At 68.6% G+C, this 19,759-nt stretch carries 12 protein-coding genes; 6 read left to right on the forward strand and 6 right to left on the reverse strand.

Going from position 1 to position 19,759, the window contains the following annotated elements; genetic code table 11:
- Positions 1–204 precede the first annotated feature (204 nt).
- The 5 genes from ACFWUP_RS05835 (at position 205) to ACFWUP_RS05855 (ending at position 10,689) form a co-directional block, all read left to right on the forward strand.
- A complete protein-coding gene (locus ACFWUP_RS05835; protein ID WP_379231181.1) occupies positions 205–3,087 on the forward strand; it encodes a DUF5691 domain-containing protein in 2,883 nt (960 codons plus the stop codon).
- Positions 3,084–4,184: an AAA family ATPase gene (locus tag ACFWUP_RS05840; RefSeq protein WP_379231183.1), complete on the forward strand. Its 1,101-nt coding sequence runs from the start codon at positions 3,084–3,086 to the stop codon at positions 4,182–4,184. Before ACFWUP_RS05835 ends, ACFWUP_RS05840 begins: the two co-directional genes overlap by 4 nt.
- A 48-nt stretch (positions 4,185–4,232) precedes the next feature.
- Complete coding sequence (locus ACFWUP_RS05845; protein WP_379231185.1) at positions 4,233–7,025, forward strand: DUF5682 family protein; 2,793 nt, start codon at positions 4,233–4,235, stop codon at positions 7,023–7,025.
- Positions 7,026–7,122: 97 nt separating this feature from the next.
- Complete coding sequence (locus tag ACFWUP_RS05850; RefSeq protein ID WP_379231187.1) at positions 7,123–8,286, forward strand: VWA domain-containing protein; 1,164 nt, start codon at positions 7,123–7,125, stop codon at positions 8,284–8,286.
- Positions 8,287–8,544: 258 nt separating this feature from the next.
- Positions 8,545–10,689 (forward strand): ADP-ribosylglycohydrolase family protein, encoded by a 2,145-nt coding sequence (locus ACFWUP_RS05855; RefSeq protein ID WP_379231189.1) that lies wholly within the window; start codon positions 8,545–8,547, stop codon positions 10,687–10,689.
- Between the two features lie 89 nt (positions 10,690–10,778).
- Here the strand turns inward: ACFWUP_RS05855 and ACFWUP_RS05860 are convergent, their stop codons facing one another.
- The 6 genes from ACFWUP_RS05860 to ACFWUP_RS05885 form a co-directional block, all read right to left on the reverse strand.
- Positions 10,779–13,310 carry an ABC transporter permease gene (locus tag ACFWUP_RS05860; protein WP_379231191.1) on the reverse strand — a complete coding sequence of 844 codons (2,532 nt, stop codon included), beginning with the start codon at positions 13,308–13,310 and terminating at the stop codon, positions 10,779–10,781.
- The gene (locus tag ACFWUP_RS05865) at positions 13,307–14,077 is read right to left on the reverse strand and encodes an ABC transporter ATP-binding protein (RefSeq protein ID WP_379231193.1); all 771 of its coding nucleotides are present in this window, start codon (positions 14,075–14,077) and stop codon (positions 13,307–13,309) included. Before ACFWUP_RS05865 ends, ACFWUP_RS05860 begins: the two co-directional genes overlap by 4 nt.
- A gap of 116 nt (positions 14,078–14,193) precedes the next feature.
- Entirely contained in the window at positions 14,194–15,120 is a 927-nt protein-coding gene (locus ACFWUP_RS05870) for a hydroxymethylglutaryl-CoA lyase (protein WP_379231194.1), read from the reverse strand.
- A 163-nt stretch (positions 15,121–15,283) separates the two neighbouring features.
- On the reverse strand, positions 15,284–16,504 hold the full coding sequence (locus ACFWUP_RS05875; protein ID WP_379231196.1) for a CaiB/BaiF CoA transferase family protein: 1,221 nt from the start codon (positions 16,502–16,504) through the stop codon (positions 15,284–15,286).
- Between the two features lie 137 nt (positions 16,505–16,641).
- Positions 16,642–17,571: a TauD/TfdA dioxygenase family protein gene (locus ACFWUP_RS05880; protein ID WP_379231197.1), complete on the reverse strand. Its 930-nt coding sequence runs from the start codon at positions 17,569–17,571 to the stop codon at positions 16,642–16,644.
- 102 nt (positions 17,572–17,673) lie between these two features.
- On the reverse strand, positions 17,674–18,441 hold the full coding sequence (locus ACFWUP_RS05885) for a deoxyribonuclease IV (RefSeq protein WP_379231199.1): 768 nt from the start codon (positions 18,439–18,441) through the stop codon (positions 17,674–17,676).
- 121 nt (positions 18,442–18,562) lie between these two features.
- Here ACFWUP_RS05885 and ACFWUP_RS05890 point away from each other — a divergent pair, with 121 nt between their 5' ends.
- Complete coding sequence (locus ACFWUP_RS05890) at positions 18,563–19,738, forward strand: serine/threonine-protein kinase (protein WP_379231201.1); 1,176 nt, start codon at positions 18,563–18,565, stop codon at positions 19,736–19,738.
- The last annotated feature ends 21 nt before the right edge of the window (positions 19,739–19,759 follow it).

Below are 19,759 nucleotides of genomic sequence, written 5' to 3' on the forward strand. Positions count from 1 at the left end.
ATGAGGTGTTCACACCCGCGTTACGCTGCATCGAGCGGCACGGGCGGTCCGGGCGGTGCCGAACAGGTCAGAATGCCAGAGATCACCGTTCACGGCAAGATCTGGACCACGAAATTTCCTCAGCGCCAGCATTTTCGGCGCCACGACCGATTGTTGTCGGTGGGTTGCGGTAGATATTTCGGCGAACAGAGAACGGGGGAACCGATGACCGAGCAACGCACGCCGTGGACCGAGGACCAGGTCCGTGCGCTCGCACCCGATGCGAGCTCGCTGGCTGCCGCACGCAAGCTGGCAGGTCGCTGGCGTGAGACCGGCACCGTCGACAATGCGGTGTGGGGGCTGTGCCAGGGCAGCGGCGCCAAGCCGTATCAGGCGATCGTCGATCTGGACGGGCCCGCGTACAAGTGCTCGTGCCCGAGCCGCAAGTTCCCCTGTAAGCACACGTTGTCGCTGTTGCTCACGTGGTCGAGCGGCCAGACGCCGGTCATGGACGCCCCCGCCGATTTCGCGGCCGAGTGGCTGGCGGGGCGCGCCGCGAAGGCCGCCGCGCCACCGAAGGCCAAGGCCGCGAGCACGCCGTCGCAGGCGACTGTCGAGCAGCGGCGCACCCGTGTCGCCGCCGGGCTCACCGAACTCGAGGTCTGGCTGACCGACCAGATCCGGACCGGCCTGGCCCAGACCGACCGTTCGTTCGCCGCCTACGAGGCGATCGCGGCCCGGATGGTGGATGCCCAGGCGCCCCGCATCGCCGAGGCCCTACGCCGGTTGCCCACCGCGGCCGTCACCACCGAGCACTGGCCCGAACTGCTGTTGCGCGAGTACGCCCGGCTGCACCTGCTGGTGCTGGCCCACCAGCGAATCGACGCGCTCCCCGAGCCGCTGCAAGCGGGAATTCGGACTCATATCGGCTATCCGATGGCGGCCGAGTCGGTGCTGTCCGAGCCTGCTGTCCGGGATCGCTGGTCGGTGCTCGGGATGCGGGCGAGCGAGGAGGATCGACTGCACACGCGACGAACCTGGTTGCGCGGTCGCAGCAGTGGGCGGTGGGCCCTGCTCATCGAACATTCCTTCGGCACACCGAATTTCACCGGCGAGGTACCGGCGCCTGGCAGCGAGGTCGACGCGGAATTGCACTACTACCCGGGCGCCGCGTCCCTACGTGCGCAGTGGGGTACCCGCCACGGCGCACCCGAGCCGTTCACCACGATCCCCGCTGTCTGCGGTACCACGATCGACGACACGCTGGCCGCCTACGCCGACGCCCTGAGCCACGATCCGTGGATCCGCGCCTGGCCCGCACTGCTGACCGATGTCGTTCCGGTGCTCGACGACAACGGCTGGCAGCTGGTCGCCGCTGATGGGACCGCGCTGCCGCTGCCTGCCGGGGTGCGCCCGTGGCGGTTGATCGCGGTCGCGGGCGGTCACCCGGTGACGGTGTGCGGCGAGTGGCGTGCCGACGGCTTCGACCCGATCTCGGTGTTCTTCGCCGGCGAGGTGAGCGACCTGGAAACCGATTTCCCCACCCAGACCACGCCCACTCCCGCGCTGGCCGAACTGGTCTCGGTCGCCCTGCTCGGCACCGCCCGCCGCAGCGCCGACGGCGTCCAGCTCGACGCCGCGGTCGCCACCGCCGTCCCGCAGCACGCGGGCGAACCGGCCACCCGTCTGCTCCACACAGCCGCATTGCAAGACCTGTACGTGCGCGGCGGTCAACTGCCCCGCACCGCATCGAAACCCGAACCCGCCGTGGACGATCCGCGCCCCCTCCTGCCGCGCCCCGCCGCCGATCGGTTGAGCCGCCTGCTCGCGGACAAGTCCCCGTTCCTGCCCGAATGGTTCACCGCCGCAGCACCCTTCGACTTCCGGCTGCCCGATGTGCTGTGCGTCCAGGCGCTGTCCGCGGCCTCCGACACCGCCCTGCGCGCGCCACTGCTGCGCCTGGCAGGCCGTCGAGGACGCTGGCTCGCCGCCCACAACCCCGCCTGGACGAAACTCGTCGACGAATTCCCCAGCGAGACATCCACGTTGCGCACCGAGGAACCCGTCGCGTCACAAGATGTGTGGCTGTTCGGGACATCCGGGGAGCGAAAGGACTGGTTCGCGCGCACCCGCCGGGCGGATCCGGCCGCGGCCCTTGCCGTGCTGACAGCGGCGTGGCCGAAGGAATCCGGGCCGGTCAAGGCGGAGCTGCTGGCGTTGCTCGCCGACGGGCTGAGTTCGGCGGACGAACCGCTGCTCGAGCGGGCCCTCGATGATCGGCGCGGCGATGTCCGGCGCACCGCGACCACACTGCTGAACCAGCTCCCGGACGCCGCTTTCGGGCAGCGGATGGCAGCGCTGGTGGCATCGTGGATTCGGGTGGCCGACGACGGCACCGTCGAGGTGACGGTGCCCGCGGAGCTCGACGCGCAGGCCCGGCGCGATGGCATCACCGACGCGACCGATCAGGCGAAATTGCGCTGGGACACCCCGGATTCGACGATCACGACCCTGCACCAGGCGATCGCCGCGACGCCGCTCTCGGCGTGGGCGCCGATCGTGCACGCCACCGACGACAAAGTCGCGAGCACCGCGCTGACCCTGTCGCTGCCACCGCGCTACGCCAAGGCGATCGTGGACGGTTGGGTCGATGCGACGCTCGCCCAGGGCGACACCGTCTGGGCCCGTGCGTTGTTCGCCCACGCGACCCCGACCGAGCAGGCGGTGCTGCGGCGCCGCGAACTGTTCACCCTGCTCGATGCCGCCGACCGGATCGAGCACGTGCTCGACCTCGACGCGCACCAGCTCAACGAACTGCACGCGATCCTGCCCGGACTCGATCACCCGTGGCCGGAACAGGTGGCCGCCCATGTGTTGCGCCTGCTCAGCGATCGCGCCCGCACCACCGCGCGTCAGCCGCATGCCAGTGCGGGCGTGTACACCGACCGGGCGCTGCTCACCGCGGCGAGCGTCCATCTACCTGTCGAGCTGGCCGCACGCGTCACCGCACTGGCCGACACCACCGACGACCCCGCCTGGCAACAGGCATTCCACCGACTCGCCCACGATCTCACCGACCGTGCCACCATGCTCGAGGAGCTGCGATGACCACCACCGAACCGTCGACCACCCTGCTGCGCCCGCACGCCGAACAAGCCTTCGCCGACGAGTTGGCCGCCCTGGACCGCGTCGACGACCGCGTACGTCCACCGTCGTGGAAGCTGTCTCCCTGGGCCGTCGTCACCTACATCCTGGGTGGCACGCTCGACGACGGCACCGTGATCACGCCCAAATACGTCGGACCGCGCAGGCTGATGGAAGTCGCCGTCGCGACGCTGGCCACCGACCGGGCGCTGCTGCTGCTCGGCGTGCCTGGTACCGCGAAAACCTGGGTGTCGGAACACCTTTCGGCCGCCATCAGTGGCGAGTCGACCCTGCTCGTGCAGGGCACCTCCGGCACCGCCGAGGAGGCGATCCGCTACGGCTGGAACTACGCCCGCCTGCTCGCCGAGGGCCCCAGCGATGCCGCACTGGTCGCGTCGCCGGTGATGACCGCTATGCGCACCGGCGCCATCGCCCGCATCGAAGAGCTCACCCGCATCCCCTCCGATGTGCAGGACGCGCTCATCACCATCCTGTCCGAGAAGACCCTTCCGGTCCCCGAACTCGGCGGAGAAGTGCAGGCCGCCAAGGGTTTCAACGTGATCGCCACCGCCAACGACCGCGACCGTGGCGTGAACGACCTGTCCTCGGCCCTGCGCCGCCGCTTCAACACCGTGGTGTTGCCGCTGCCCGCCGACGAGGACTCCGAGGTCGCCATCGTGAGCCGTCGCGTCGAACAGCTCGGCGCCGCACTGGAATTGCCCAAGGTCCCCGCCGCCGCCGAGGAAGTCCGCAGGGTGGTCAGGGTCTTCCGCGAACTGCGCTCCGGCATCACCGCCGACGGCCGCACCAAACTGAAGTCCCCCTCGGGCACCCTGTCCACCGCCGAGGCGATCTCGGTGATCACCAACGGCCTCGCCCTCTCCGCCCACTTCGGCGACGGCGTCCTGCGCGCCTCCGACATCGCCGGCGCCGTCCTCGGCTCGGTGATCAAAGACCCGGTCGCCGACACCGTGGTGTGGACCGAATACCTCGAGGCCGTCGTCCGCGAACGCCCCGACTGGGCCGATTTCTACCGAGCCTGCCGCGAAATCGCCAGCTGACACCCACCGTAGGGGAGGACGGACCACACAGCACACATGGGGATTTCGATGAGTGAACAAGCGGGCGACGCCCGATCAGCACCTGCCGTCGACATGCCGATCGATCCAGCGGACGACGATGGGGGCCACACGGGGCTTGCGGACGCAAACTCCCGCTCCGCCACGGACGCGGGTGCCGACGCGGACACGAGCACGGACACCTCCGCAGCCGGCGACGCCACCAGCGCGGATGCCGACGGCCGCGCGAGCACGGATGCGGGCTCGCGCTCGGGTGCCGACCTGGGCTCGAACTCGGGTGCCGGCGTGGGCTCAGTTGCCGGCACCGCCCCCCGGGCGAATGCCGGTGCCTGTGTGGAGGCCGCCCCGGTGACGCGGGTGTTCGGCATTCGGCACCATGGGCCGGGATCGGCGCGCTCACTGCGCCATGCGCTCGAGGAGTTCCAGCCCGACGCCATCCTCGTCGAGGGCCCTTCCGACGCCGATCCGCTCGTCGGATTCGTCGCGGCCGATACGATGACGCCACCGGTCGCCCTACTCGCCTACGTCCCGGATTCGCCTGCGCGAGCTGCATTCTGGCCATTCGCCGTGTTCTCCCCGGAGTGGCAGGCCATGCGCTACGGCGTCGACCATTCCGTCCCGGTCCGCTTCTGCGACCTCCCCGCCGCGAACGTCCTCGGCGCCGAGGACGACGCGCGCGGCGGCGGCTCCGACCCACTGGCCGCCCTCGCCTCGGCCGCGGGCTACGACGACGCCGAACGCTGGTGGGACGCCGTCGTCGAATCCGTCCCCGACAGTGCGGCTTTCGATGCCATCACCGAAGCTATGGCCGCACTACGCGAGGATGCGGATCACACCGCTCCCCACGCGTCGCAACCGGACGATGGCATAGCACCCCAGGCAGGCGACACGACACAGCCTGACCCGTCGGCATCCGGCATCGCGACACAGCCCGACCCGTCAGCACCCGGCATCGCGACACAGCCCGGTGAAGCGCAGGTCGACCTGTCGGCGCAGCCGAGCGGTACGACTCAGACGGCCGTTCCGACACCGGCCGCCGATCCAGGGCTGGCGGAGATACCGTCGGCGGCAACGGGATTCGAGCTCCTACCATCCGCGGATCGACCGGACGCCGCGATCGCACCGCTGGTCGTCGACCACCACACCCTGGTCCGCGAAGCGCATATGCGGCAGGTGATGCGGCAGGTACTCAAGGGTGGGGCGAAGCGATTGGCCGTGGTGTGTGGCGCTTGGCACGCGCCCGCACTGGTCGGGCCGCTCGGCCCTGCGGCTTCGGACAAGCGGCTACTCACAGGCTTACCGAAGACGAAGGCGGCACTGACCTGGGTGCCGTGGACGCATTCGCGACTCGCGGCAGGCTCGGGCTACGGGGCAGGAGTCACCTCACCGGGGTGGTACCACCACCTGTTCACCGAGACCGAGCGCCCGGTGGCGCGCTGGCTGACCAAGGTCGCCGGTGTGCTGCGCAGGCACGATCTGCCGGTGTCGAGCGCACACATCATCGAGGCGGTGCGGCTGGCCGACACCCTCGCGGCATTGCGCGGCCGACCGCTGGCAGGCCTGTCCGAAGTCACCGAGGCGGTGCGGTCGGTGATGTGTGGTGGCGACGAGACCATGCTGCGGCTCGTCGTCGACGAACTCGTGGTCGGTGAGACGCTCGGCGGCGTCCCCGAGGACACCCCGACGGTCCCCCTGGCCGCCGACCTGCGGGCGCGCAGCAAAACCCTGCGGCTGAAGCAGGAAGCACTCGCCCGCACTGTCGACCTCGACCTGCGCAAGGAACGCGACGTCGAACGCTCGCACCTGCTGCACCGCCTGCGCCTGCTCGGAATCGACTGGGGTACACCGACACTCGGCGAGGTGCGCAGTACCGGTACCTTCCGGGAGACCTGGACCCTGCGCTGGGAACCGGAATTCGAGGTCCGCATCGTCGAGGCCGCGATCTGGGGCACCACCCTGCGCACCGCAGCGGAGACCAAGATCCTCGATACCGCGAGTCGCGACGACGTCACCGTCACCGCCCTCGCCGCCGCACTGGAAACGGCCCTGCTGGCCGACCTGGGCGGTGCCACCGACGGTTTGATCACCAGGCTCGAAGCGGCGGCCGCGCTCGACCACGACGTCACCCACCTGCTCGGCGCCCTTCCTGGCCTGACCCGCACCCTGCGCTACGGCGACGTCCGCGGCACCGATATCAAGGCGCTCGCCCACGTCGCCGACGGTCTGCTCGTCCGGATCTGCGCGGGCCTGCCCGGCGCCGTGACCGGCCTCGACACCGACGCGGCCGTGGCCCTGCGCACCCAGATCGACGCCGCGCACGCCGCCATCAGCACCCGCGACGACGAGCACGCAAGCACCGAATGGCTGGCCACCCTGCAGCGCATCGCCGACCGCGACGACGTGCACGGCGCGATCGGCGGCCGCGCGGTGCGCCTGCTCTGCGACGCCGAACGCATCGACGACGCCGACTCCGCCCGCCGTCTCGCCGCCGCCCTCTCCATCGGCAACACCCCCGCCGCCAAAGCCGCCTGGATCGACGGCTTCCTCGGCGGGCGCGGCCTACTCCTCGTCCACGACCGAGAGTTGTTGCGCCGCATCGACGAGTGGCTGCGCGACCTCAACGAGGACCAGTTCGTCGCCACCCTCCCCCTGCTGCGCCGCACCTTCGGCTCCTTCGAATCCGGCGAACGCCGAGCCATCAGCCAAGCATTGCGCGACACCGGCACCGCACCGACCATCGCCGACACCCCCACCGCCATCGATCCGATTCGCGGACAACTAGCACTGCGCGCGGCGACCGCAATCCTCGGGGCGGCAGGATGACCCGCCGCAGCAGGCGTCGCACGCCGAGCCGGTCGCATCGAGCCCAGCGCCTCGCGACTCCGCATCCAGATCTCCCGCTCGACCACCAGGAGCATCGATGACCGATCCTGACGAAACCCATTCGCGCCGTTGGCGTCTCGTACTCGGTAGCGCCGCCGAGGAACAACTCGGCGGCTTGAGCTCCGGCGCCGACCAGGCGATGGACCAGGCTCTCGGCGCCCTCTACAACACCGGTGAAGCCGGCGGCACGACGAAAAGGTCGGGCGGACTGGGTGGTTCAGCGCCCCGCGTCGCCCGGTGGCTCGGCGACATCCGCAACTACTTCCCCGCGACCGTGGTGGAGGTGATGCAGCGCGACGCCGTCGACCGCCTGAATCTCACCCAACTGCTGCTCGAACCCGAGCTGCTGGAATCGGTGGAACCCGACGTACACCTGGTGGGAACCCTGATCGGCCTCAACAGCGTGATGCCCGAAACCACCAAGGCCACCGCGCGCATGGTGGTCGAGAAGGTGGTGCGCGAGATCGAGCAGCGCATCGCCGCCAAGACCGTGGCGGCGGTCTCCGGCGCCATCAACCGGGCCGCGCGCACCCACCGGCCGAAACTGCGCGACATCGATTTCAATCGGACCATCCGCAAGAATCTTGCCAACTACCTGCCCGAACATCGCACCATCGTGCCCGAACGGCTCGTCGGCTACGGCCGCAAGTCGCAGTCGATCCAACGCGATGTCGTCCTGGCCATCGACCAATCCGGTTCGATGGCGGCCAGCGTCGTCTACGCCTCGGTCTTCGGCGCCGTGCTGGCCTCCATGCGCTCGCTGAAGACCTCGCTGGTCGTGTTCGACACCGAGATCGTCGACCTCACCGATCAACTCAGCGACCCGGTCGACGTCCTGTTCGGCACCCAACTCGGCGGCGGCACCGACATCAACCGCGCCATCGCCTATTCGCAAACCCTGATCACCCGGCCCACCGACAGCCTGTTCGTGCTCATCTCCGACCTGTACGAAGGCGGCGTTCGCAACGAGATGCTGCGCCGCTGCAACGCGATGAAGGAGGCGGGCGTGCAGGTAGTCGTGCTGCTCGCCCTCTCCGACGAGGGCGCCCCCGCCTACGACCACGACAACGCCGCGGCCCTGGCAGCTCTCGGCATTCCCGCCTTCGCCTGCACACCGGACAAATTCCCCGACTTACTGGCCACCGCCCTCGACCGCGGCGACATCACGCGCTGGGCCGACACCCACGCCCCGGCGGTGTAACCGAGACGTTCCACGGCCGATCCGACGCTCAGCGCCGCATCCGGTTGGCACTGGCATTTTACGGCTCGACGGACCGCCCGGCCTGCCGGAACGCGAGTCGACGCCGAGGTCGCTCACCGGTGTCGGGGCCGCCCGCCTCGACCTCGCCCCAGGGGAACTGGAGGGTGCCCACTCCGAGCGGTGTGTGGGACTCGGGAGCGTTCAGCGTCGGCGCCCACTAGGCTGCGAACGATCGGGTTCGGTGAACGGGGTGAGGCGATGTTGCGGCGCGGGGCGGTGTTCGCCGGTTTCGTCATCGAACGAGAGCTGGGGCGCGGCGGCATGGGTGCGGTGTACGCGGCACGCGACCGCAGGCTGCCACGGCTCACCGCGCTGAAGCTGATGCATCGAGACCTGTTCTCCGACTCCGAGATCCGGACCAGATTCGAACGCGAAGCCGACCTGATCGCCCAGCTCGACCACCCCAACATCATCACCGTCTACGACCGTGGCGTCGACGAGGAACGTCTCTGGATATCCATGCAGTTCGTCGACGGCACGGATGCCTCGGCGGTTCCGGTGCAGCAGTTCGGAAATGGGCGGATCGCCCAGATCACCACCCAGACCGCGAGCGCCCTTGACTACGCCCACCGCCAGGGCGTACTGCACCGCGACGTGAAGCCCGCCAACATCCTGCTCTCGCACACCGCGGGCGTCGGCGCCGGCTTCGACGAACGAGTCGTGCTCACCGACTTCGGTATCGCGAAACTCCTCGACGACACCGGCGGCCTCACCCGCACCGGCCAGTTCACCGCCACCATCGCCTATGCCTCCCCCGAACAGCTCACCAGCGCGCCCCTCGACGGCCGCAGCGACCAATACTCCCTGGCCTGCACCGTCTTTCGCCTGCTCATCGGCACCGGCCCCTTCGATGCCCCGAACCCGGCCACGGTCATGCTCGGCCACCTCAACGCCCCACCTCCGATGGCGAGCACCCGCCGCACCACGCTGCCTGCCGCAGTCGATGCCGTCCTCGCCAAAGCCATGGCCAAAGACCCCAAACATCGATTCCGCACCTGCGCCGACTTCGCCGCCGCCCTCACCGACGCCCTGCGCCACCAGCCGCGAACCAACTCCCAGCCGGCGCTGTCGGCCTCCACCGCCGATTCTCGACATTCGATGCCGACGGTCGCCCCGCGTCGACACGACCCGACCGCCCTTCGCGATCCCGCGGCCGAGCCGGAAAACCATGTGCCCAGCGATACTCGGCCCGCGACGGCCGCATCGATATGGGCAGGTCGGGTGAGCGGATGCCTCCTCGGCGGGGCGATCGGCGACGCACTCGGCGCGCCGGTGGAAGCCAGTACCCTGCAACAGATTCGCGAGGAGCACGGTCACCTCGGGATCGGCGACGACGCCGATCAGCTGCGGATCTCGGAGGAGACGCAGCTGACGGCGTTCACGGTGGAGGCTTTGATCCGCGGCTCGGTGCGGGCACGGGCGAAGGGAACCGGCGGGGCGACACTGGGTTTGCTGCAGCAGGGGATGCTGGTGTGGTTACGCGGGCAGGTACGCGAGATACCCGATCAGCCGATCACGCTGCACAGTTCACTCGCCGACCACCCCGAGCTGACCGAACAGCGCGGCGTGGCGGTCTCGGTGCACGCCGCGCTGCGTGCGGCGGCCGAGCGCCGGGATCCGACGAACCCACTCGGCACCCGTGATCGCCCGATCAACAGTTCCAAGGGCAGCGGGGCGGTGATGCGGGCTTCGCCGTGCGGATTCGGTTACGCCGCGGATCGAGGCGGCTCCGCCCTCACCACCATCTTCGAATTGGGCTGTGACGCAGCCACACTCACCCACGGCCACCCCAGCGGCTGGCTACCGGCCGGCGTCCTCGCCGCACTGGTGTATCAGACCACGCGCGGAGTCACCACGATGACCGCGCTCGATCGGGCGCGCGCCGAACTGGCGAGGTACCCGCACCACGAGGAGACCTCCGCCGCGCTGGAAGCGGCGATCTCGCTGGCCGCCCGCACTTGCAGGCCCGGTCGTCAACCCCGGCCCGAGGACCTCGAAACGCTCGGCCAGGGTTGGATCGCCCCCGAAGCTCTCGCCATCGCCGTTTTCACGGTGCTGGCCGCGGAGACCGTCGGCGGGCCCGACCACCTCGTCGTCCGCAACGGACTGCTGTTGTCGGTCAACCACTCCGGCGACAGCGACGCGACCGGTTCGATCGCGGGCAGCCTGCTCGGCGCACGCTACGGCCGCACGGCCCTGCCCCACCGCTGGTCGCACACCGTCGACGCCCGCCCGGTCCTCGACCGGCTCGCCACCGACTACTGCACCGAATTCGGCCTCACCCCACCGCGAGACGAGTCCGGCCAGCCCACCAAGGCCTGGTTCGACCGCTACCCTGCGTGAAACCGGCGTAATCACCCACTTCGCCTCCGATCGGTCAGAATCCTGACTGGAAGTCAACGAACTGGGTGATTACGCCGGTCCCGAAGGATCTACAGGTCCGCGATCGCCGCCAACGGTGGCGTACGCGCGGCCCGCACACCCGGCCACACCGCCGCCAGCACACCCACCACACCCGAGGCGACCAGCACGATCACCAGCTGCGACCACGGAATGGTGATCTGGTCGATGCCCATATCGCGCAGGGTGCGCAGGAATCCGACGCCGAGCGCGATGCCGAGCACCAGACCCACGATGGCGCCGAAGATGGCGATCAGCATGGATTCCAGGTAGATCGTGCGCCGCACCTGAGCGCGCTGGGTGCCGACCGCACGCAGCATGCCGATTTCGCGGCGACGTTCCACCACCGACAGCGCCAAGGTGTTGATGATGCCGAGCACGGCGATCACCACGGCCAGTGCGAGCAACCCGTAGAGGATGGCCAACAGGGTGTTGATCTGCTTGCCCTGCGCGCCCTTGAATTCCTCGTGGTCCTGGACCTGAACGACCACGAACGGCTCGGTGGCCTTTTCCAGATTCGCCCGCATCGCGGTGAGATCCGCGCCCGGCTCGGCCTTGACCAGCACGAACACATTGGTGCGCAAGGCCGGTGGCATCAGCTGCTCGTAGACGCCGGGATCGACGACCATCGGACCGAGCAGCTGCGAGTCGGCGTAGATGCCCGCGACAGTGAGCTCGAGCTGCTTCTTGTCGAGGCTGGTGATCGCGACCTTCTCACCGAGCTTCCACCCACGATCGGCGGCCTCGGTCTCGCTGACGAGCGCCCCACCGGCGGGGATGGTGCTGGTGCCGCTGAGCATGTCGATGTCCATCACCGGGTCGATCGGGCCGTCCGGTGAGGTGGCGCCGAGCTGGTCGTCGCCGACCTTGAACGCCACGACCCGGACCCCGGTCACATCGCTGACGCCCGGCACCTGGGTGCGCACGGCGTCGACCGCACCGATCGGCGCTCCGATCATCTGTGGACCGGCGAGCACGTATTCGGCCTTCACGCCCTTGTCGATCAGCACGCCGACACTGGTTTTCGCCGAAGCGCCCAGAATGCCGATCGCCGAGACGAGCATCAGGCCGAGCGTGAGCGCGAACGCGGTGGCGGCGGTGCGGCGCGGGTTGCGGGTGGCATTGTTGCGCGCCATCTGCCCGATCGCGCCGAACGGCCGGGTGAGCACCCCGAGCACGGCCACCATCGGCCGTGACAGCGCGGGCGAGGCCAGCAGCACCGCCAGAATCAACCCGAGCGCACCGACACCGACGGTCACCGCCGAGCCCTTACCGGTCCCCTGCGCACCCACGTACACGAGCACGCCACCGGCCACGGCCATCACCGCACCGACGATCGTGCGCAGTCGCAAAGAGTCACCCGCACTGGCGAATTCGGAGCGCATCGCCTCCACCGGCGGCACCTTCGCGGCCCGTCGGGCGGGGGCGTAGGCACTGGCCACGGTGACGATCAGGCCCACGAGCAGCGCGATGATCGCGGTCCGCGGCAGCACTGTCAGCGACCCGGTGGGCAGTCCGAGATCGAAGGCGTTGAGCAATGCCGACAATCCGTACGCCAACCCGATCCCGGCGGCCAGGCCGAGCACGCTGCCGATCAGGCCGATCACGATGGCCTCACTGACCACCGACCGCCCGACCTGCTGACGACTCGCCCCGATCGCCCGCAGCAACGCGAGTTCGCGCAGCCGCTGCGCCACGATCATCGAGAAGGTGTTGTAGATGATGAACGTGCCGACGATCAGCGCGATCGCGCCGAAGGCGAGCAGGAAGTAGTTGATGAAGGTGAGCGCCTCGGAGATCTCCTTCTTCATGTCCTCGCGGACCTCGTCGGAGTTCTGCACCTTGTAGTTCGGCAGACCGGCGGCGAGCTGGTCGCGCAGGTCATCGGCCGAAACACCGGGCGCTGCCGCGATATCGGCGTAGGCCACGTGCGAGCCGTCGGTGAACAGCTTGCGGCCCTGCGGCTCGGTGAACATCACCGCCACCACACCGCCGCCCTCGGCACCCGGCATCTCGTAGATGCCGGACAGGGTCACCTCGAACGGATCACCCTTGGACGGAATCAGCACCTTGGTCGTGTCGCCGACCTTCAGCCCCGCCTTTTCGGCACCACCGGTGTTGAGCGCGATCTCGGTCGGCTGGGTGGGCGGGGCACCGGCGACGAACTTGTCGGGTTCCTCGACGGCCTTCTCCGGCGGCAGGTAGGACAGGCCGAAACTCGGTGCGCCACCGGTCTGTACGGCCTTCTTGCCGTCGGGCTCGAGCAGCACGACCGGACCGTTCACCGCGGGCGCGACCCGGGCGACGCCGGGAGTCTTGGCCAGCGCGTCGACGATATTCGTCGGCACGCCGAGTGATTGGCGAGCCGACGGGCCGACACGCACGTCCACACCTTGGGCCTGACCTTCGAAAATTCCGTCGAAGGTGCGCTGCAGGGTGTCGGTGAAAACGAACGATCCGGAGATGAAGGCGGTACCGAGCACCACCGACAACAGGGTCAGCGCCAAACGCACCTTGTGCGCGGCGAGGTTACGCAAGGCGACCTTGCGCATGGGTGAGCTCATCGGGTTTCCAGCGCCTTCATCCGGTCGAGGATCGAATCCTGGGTGGGATCACGCAATTCGTCGACGATGCGCCCGTCGGCGAGGAACACGACGCGATCGGCATACGCGGCCGCGCGCGGATCATGGGTGACGATCACGACGGTCTGATTGAACTCGTCCACCGAGGCACGCAGGATCGACAGCACCTCACCCGAGGAGTGCGAATCCAGGTTGCCGGTCGGCTCGTCACCGAAGATGATCTCCGGCTTGCCCACCAGTGCCCGCGCACACGCCACCCGCTGCTGCTGACCACCCGACAGCTCGGACGGCCGGTGCTCGAGACGATCGCCGAGGCCGAGGCGCTTGACCACGGTGTCGAGCCATTCCTGGTCGGCCTTGCGACCCGCGATATCGAGCGGCAGGGTGATGTTCTCCAGCGCGGTGAGCGTCGGCACCAGGTTGAACGCCTGGAAGACGAACCCGATCCGGTCGCGCCGCAGCGCCGTCATCTGCTTGTCGGACAGGCCCGTGAGCGCGGTGTCACCGATGCGCACCTCGCCCGCACTGGCACTGTCGAGCCCGGCCAGGCAGTGCATCAGCGTCGACTTACCCGACCCCGACGGACCCATGATCGCGGTGAATTCGCCCTTCGCGAAGTCAGCCGACACCCCGTCAAGGGCCTTGACCTGTGTATCTCCCGATCCGTACAACTTGACCAGGTCAAGTGCGGCGGCCGCGGTGTCGGAGTCGGCCAGGGGCGCGTCGGTCCCCTTGTCAAGCGATGTCATGGGGTCCAGTCTGGCTGGCGGGTGTGAACCGCGCCATCCGGGATACCCCTGATACCGCAGGTCTTAGGGGACTCTCACACAGCGAGCGGCCGAGGTGATCCGGCCGACGCCGCGCATCACGCTGTCGGCCTGCGCACGACCCATTCGAAGGCCTCGGCTTCGGAGCGGGCGCCTTGCACGGCGCGCGAACGGTTCGGCTCATCGAGGTCGGTGAGGAGTTCCTCGGTGAGGACGACCAGGTCAGCCAGGGTATCGGGGGTGAACCAGTCGGGCCGGGTGGCGAAGAGGATGTCCTCGGACGAGGTGTTGCCGCTGGCGCCGGGGGCAAAGGGGCAGCCGCCGAGGCCGCCGAGCGCGCCGTCGACCATGGTCGCGCCCGCGCCGACGGCCGCCAAGGTGTTGGCCACGCCCATGCCCCAGGTGTCGTGACCGTGGAAGACGATCCGGCGCGGCGGGGTGGTGGTGCGGACGGCGGTGACGAGGGCGCTCACCTGACCGGGGTGGGCCTGGCCGAGGGTGTCCGCGAGGACGATGTCGGCGGCGCCTTCGGTGCGCGGGTCGTTGGCGATGGCAAGGACGCGTTCGGGGTCGACGGGGCCGTCGAACGGGCAGGTGAACGTAGTGGCCAGGCACAGCTGGATTTGGCCGTCGACTTCGTGGGCGAGGCGGATCGCGTCGGGCATCGCGGCCACCGAGGTCTCGGTATCGCGGCCGATATTGGCTCTGTTGTGGGCATCCGACACCGAGAAGCAGTACTGGAAATTGCGCGCACCGACCACCGCGGCCTTCTCGACATGGCGCGGCGTGGCCACCCACACCCAGCATTTCGCCAGTTCGTCCGGGGTGAGCGCCGTGATCAACTCGAGCGAATTGGCCATCGGCGCAACGAGATCGGGCCGCGCCATCGAACCGATCTCGAGCGCGGGCACACCGGCGGCGAGCAACCTGCGCACCACGTCGAGCTTGCGCTCCACCGGCAGCACCTTGCCGGTGAGCTGCAAGCCGTCGCGCAACGTCACATCACGCAGCAGCGGTGCGGTCACCGACGCTGCTCCGGAACCTGGGCGGGCACACACATCACGCCACCGCACGGTTTGTCACCCACGCTGGCGGGGGTCGGATGGACCGTCGGACGCACATGACCCGGACCGCGCGGCTCCCACTTGTTGCGCACCGGAGGCCGGCGCCTGCCGTGTACTCGCCTCGTCACAATGCCTCCAGCGCGTCGATCTGATCTTCACTCATCCCGAGCAGCCCGCCGAGCACTTCCCTGGTGTGCTCGCCGAGATCGGGGCCGACATTGCGGATCGGCAGCGACTGGCCCCCGATCACCGGGACGATGCCACCGAAACCCACCTGTTTGGGTTCGGCCTCGCCCACGTCGACGGGGAACATCTGGATCATATTGCGTGCGCGGTACTGCTCGTCGGCCACGATGTCGGCGGCGGTGTAGATCGGGCCGCACGGGATGGCGGCATCGTCGAGCAGTTTCAGTGCCTCTTCGCGGGTGTGCAGGATCGTCCATTCCGCGATCGAGGCGTCGAGGCGTTCGCGGTTGCGCCAGCGGCCGTTGTTGTCGGCCAGTTCCGGGTCCTTCGCCAGGTCGGGACGGCCGATGACCTGCATGTATCGCTGGAAGATGGCGTCACCGTTGCCCCCGATGATGATGGAGTAGCCGTCGCTGGTCGGGTAGGCGTTCGACGGTGCGATGCCCTCCATCCGGCCGCCGACGCGCTCGCGATTGATGCCGTAGGCGAGGTGGTCGGGGATCAGCGATTCCATCACCGACAGGATCGACTCGTTGAGCGCGACATCGATGATCCGCTCCACCTGCGGCACCGGACCCTCGACCCGTTCACGCTGGAACAGGGCCATCACGGTCCCGAACGCCGCGTAGATCCCCGCGATCGAATCACCGATCGACACCCCGGTACGCACCGGCGGCCGATCGGGATCGCCCACCAGCTCACGCAGGCCACCAACAGCCTCCGCGACCGCCGCGAATCCCGGCCGCGCCGCCATCGGCCCGGTCTGCCCGTACGCCGAGATCCGCGTGATCACCAGCTTCGGATTCACTTCCTCGAGCGCTTCCGGCCCGAGCCCCCACTTCTCCAGCATCCCCGGCCGGAAGTTCTCCAGCAGCACATCGCACTGCTTCACCAGATCCAGCACGACCGCACGCCCCGCCTCGGTCCGCAGATCGAGCACGATCGACTTCTTGTTCCGATTGACAGTCCGATACAGCATCGAGGTGTCACCCCCGTACAACCGCCAATTCCGCAATTCATCGCCCGTACCAGGGCGTTCCACCTTGATCACCTCGGCGCCGAAGTCGCCCAGAATACGTCCGGCAGTGGGAGCGGCAACATAATTACCGAGTTCCAGGACACGAACTCCGTCCAGGGGCCGAATACGCTTGTCCGCCACCCCGCGACTCTAGCGTGCCGCCCGGTAGCTCGACCGTTGGCAGTCGGGCTAACGTCACGCACGCCACAGCCGCGAGGTGGCTGGGAAGTTACCCATGTGCTCGCGAAATCACTGGGTCTCGTCCCCTTTCTCCCAGCTCAGCTGGCCAGAAGTTCCACTTCCTCGATGATCGAGTAGTCCTCGGCGTTACCCTTCAATACCTTGCTGGTCTGCCCGTCGATGCCGACCGGGATGTCGCCGGCGAGGGTGATTCGGGTGAGGCGACGGGGCTGGTCGTTGTAGTCGTCGATGGCGTAGTGCTGAGTGGCACGGTTGTCCCAGATCGCGACGTCGCCGTCGGACCAGTTCCAGCGGGTGGTGTTCTCGAGCTTGATGACCCGATCCTGCAACAACCGGAACAGCTGCTCGGACTCCTTGGACGGGATCCCCACGAACTGCTTCACGAAGTGGCCGAGCAGCAGCGAACGCTCACCGGTCTCCGGGTGCACTCGCACCACAGGGTGCTCGGTCTCGTACACATCCGACTGGAATTCCCGCGAGTACTCGACCTGCCCCGGCCGAACCCTGTCGACCGCCCCGGCGTAGTCGTAGAGGTTGGTGTGCACCGCGCGCAGGTTCTCGGCCAGCGCCTTGAGCGGCGCGGGCAGCGAGTTGTAGGCCGCGACCGTGGATGCCCAGGTAGTCGAGCCGCCATAGGTCGGCAGGTACTCGGCACGAAGAATCGATGCCTTCGGCACCCGATCGACGAACGTCACGTCGGTGTGCCAGGAGTTGGCGCGACCCCGCTCGGAGTCGATGGCCAGGCTCTTCACCCCGGCCGACTTCACCGTCGGATGCGGGGTGGTCGGCGTACCGAGCAGCTGCGCGAATTCGTACTGGCCGTCCTCGGTGAGGTGGTTCTGTCCGCGGAAGAAGATCACCTTGTGCTCGTTGAGCGCGCGCCGGATGGTCGCCACGGTTGCCGCGTCCAGGTCACCACCCAGCCGGACACCATCGATCTGCGCGCCGATGTGGGCGCCGAGCTTGGTCACCGTCACGGTGGCGGGGATGGCGTGGTCGACCGTCATGGGGATCACCTTCACTGTCGTTCTCGATCGGTTGGTACGCGTCAAGCACACCGCGAATCCGGTTCGACAGACAGGTTTTGCCTCGGGGTGATCCCAAACCCGCTAGAGGTTCTCCCGCAGGTAGGCAAGGTCCTCGGCCACCCCGTCGGCCGGGGTTTCCAGGATCACCGGCGCACCGGCCGTGCGGCAGACCTCGGCCAGCAGTTGCGGGTCGATGGTGCCGTCGGCGAAATTGGCGTGCCGGTCGGCGCCGGAATCGAATTCGTCGCGCGAGGAGTTCAGGTGCACCAGATCGATGCGCCCGGTGATGGCCTTGATCCGCTCCACCACCCCGACCAGTTCCTCACCACCAGCCCAGGCGTGACAGGTGTCGAGACAGAATCCCGCACCGTACTCGCCGACCGCGTCCCACAGCCGCGCGATCGTATCGAAATGCCTGGCCATCGCGTGATTGCCACCGGCGGTGTTCTCGATCAGGATCGGCACGGCGAACCCGCCCTTGTCCTGCTGACGTTCGAACAGCTTGCGCCAGTTGTCGATTCCGGTGTCGAACTCGGCGTCGGAACGCACATGTCCACCGTGCACGACCAGCCCGAACGCACCGAGCTCGGCCGCGGCCTTCGCCTGCTGGGCCACCGCGTTGCGCGAGGGCATCCGTAATCGGTTGTTCAGGCTCGCCACATTGATCTGATAGGACGAGTGCACGACAACGTCGATCGGACTGGCGAGAATCTCGGCAGCCTTGGGATGCGGCTGGGGTTTGTCCCAGCTCTGCGGATCGACCACGAACATCTGCACGACCTCGGCACCGAGCTTTTCGCCGAAGCCGATCGGATCGCTCTCGTCGCGAACGTGTGCTCCAATGCGCATAGATCCCACCTTAATATCGGGCACCGACAAACTTTTGCCCGCGATGTTGCACCGTGGTGGCTTCGGGAGATACATCGGTAGAATTCGGGCGGGTGCTCTGCCCTGGAGGGGGTGACTTCGCGTGTTGCGCAAAGGCGACGTGTTCGCCGGGTACACGATCCGGCGTGTGCTCGGCCAGGGTGGCATGGGCGTGGTGTACCTGGCCCGCCACCCGCGTCTGCCCCGGCTGACCGCGCTGAAGCTGCTCAGCCGCGACCTGTCCGTCGACGAGGAGATCCGCCGCCGCTTCGAACGCGAAGCCGATCTGGTCGCCCAGCTCGAGCACCCCAATATCGTCAATGTCTACGACCGCGGCAACGACGACGACCAGCTGTGGATCTCCATGCAGTTCGTGGCGGGCACCGACGTGGCGACCGCCGACGTGAACGTGCTGACCCCGGGCCGGGCGGTACAGATCGCCGCCGAGACCGCCACCGCGCTCGACTTCGCGCACGCGAGCGGGGTACTGCACCGCGACGTGAAACCGGCCAACATCCTGCTCGCCAAACCCCCGATCGGCCGCCCGGAACGCGTGGTACTCACCGACTTCGGCATCGCCGCGGTGCGCGACAGCGAGACCACGCTGTCCTCGGGTGACACGATCACCGCCACCCTGGCCTACGCCGCACCCGAGCACCTGGCGGGCGCACCCCTCGACCATCGCGCCGATCAGTACTCGTTGGCCTGCACGCTGTTCTGGATGCTCACCGGCTCGGTGCCGTTCCCGGGGCCGAGTCCGGCCGCGGTGATCCAGGCGCACATGAGCAAGCCGCTGCCGCCATTGCGCAGCCTGCGCCCCGACCTGCCCGCCACCCTCGACGCGGTGCTGGCACGGGCCACCGCCAAGCGGGTCGATCTGCGCTTCGCCAGCTGTGCGGAGTTCGCCAAGGCCGCCAAAGCCGCGCTGTTCGCGGTGCCCGGTCCGTGGCATCACCAGCAGCAGTACAGCCCGCCCGGCGTCGTGCTGCGCGCCCGCGAGACCTACCCGCAGCCACCACGACCGCACACCCCGGCGCAGCCCTACCGCCAGGCGCCCCCGCCGCAGCCGCACCCCCACGTGCAGCCGACGACTCCCGCCCAGCCGCACCCGCACGTCCAGCCGACCACTCCCGCGCAGCCGCACACACACGCGCCGCGGCCCCATGGTCCGGCGGTGCCACCGCGACGCGGAACCGCACGTCCCGGCACCATCGACTTCCCCGGTGGCCGTAATCATCCCGGCTATATCGTGCCGCCCCAGCAGCGACGTCCGCCGTGATCGTGGCCGCTTTCGGCGCGT

It is taken from the genome of Nocardia sp. NPDC058658, assembly GCF_042716665.1.
GTDB lineage: Bacteria > Actinomycetota > Actinomycetes > Mycobacteriales > Mycobacteriaceae > Nocardia.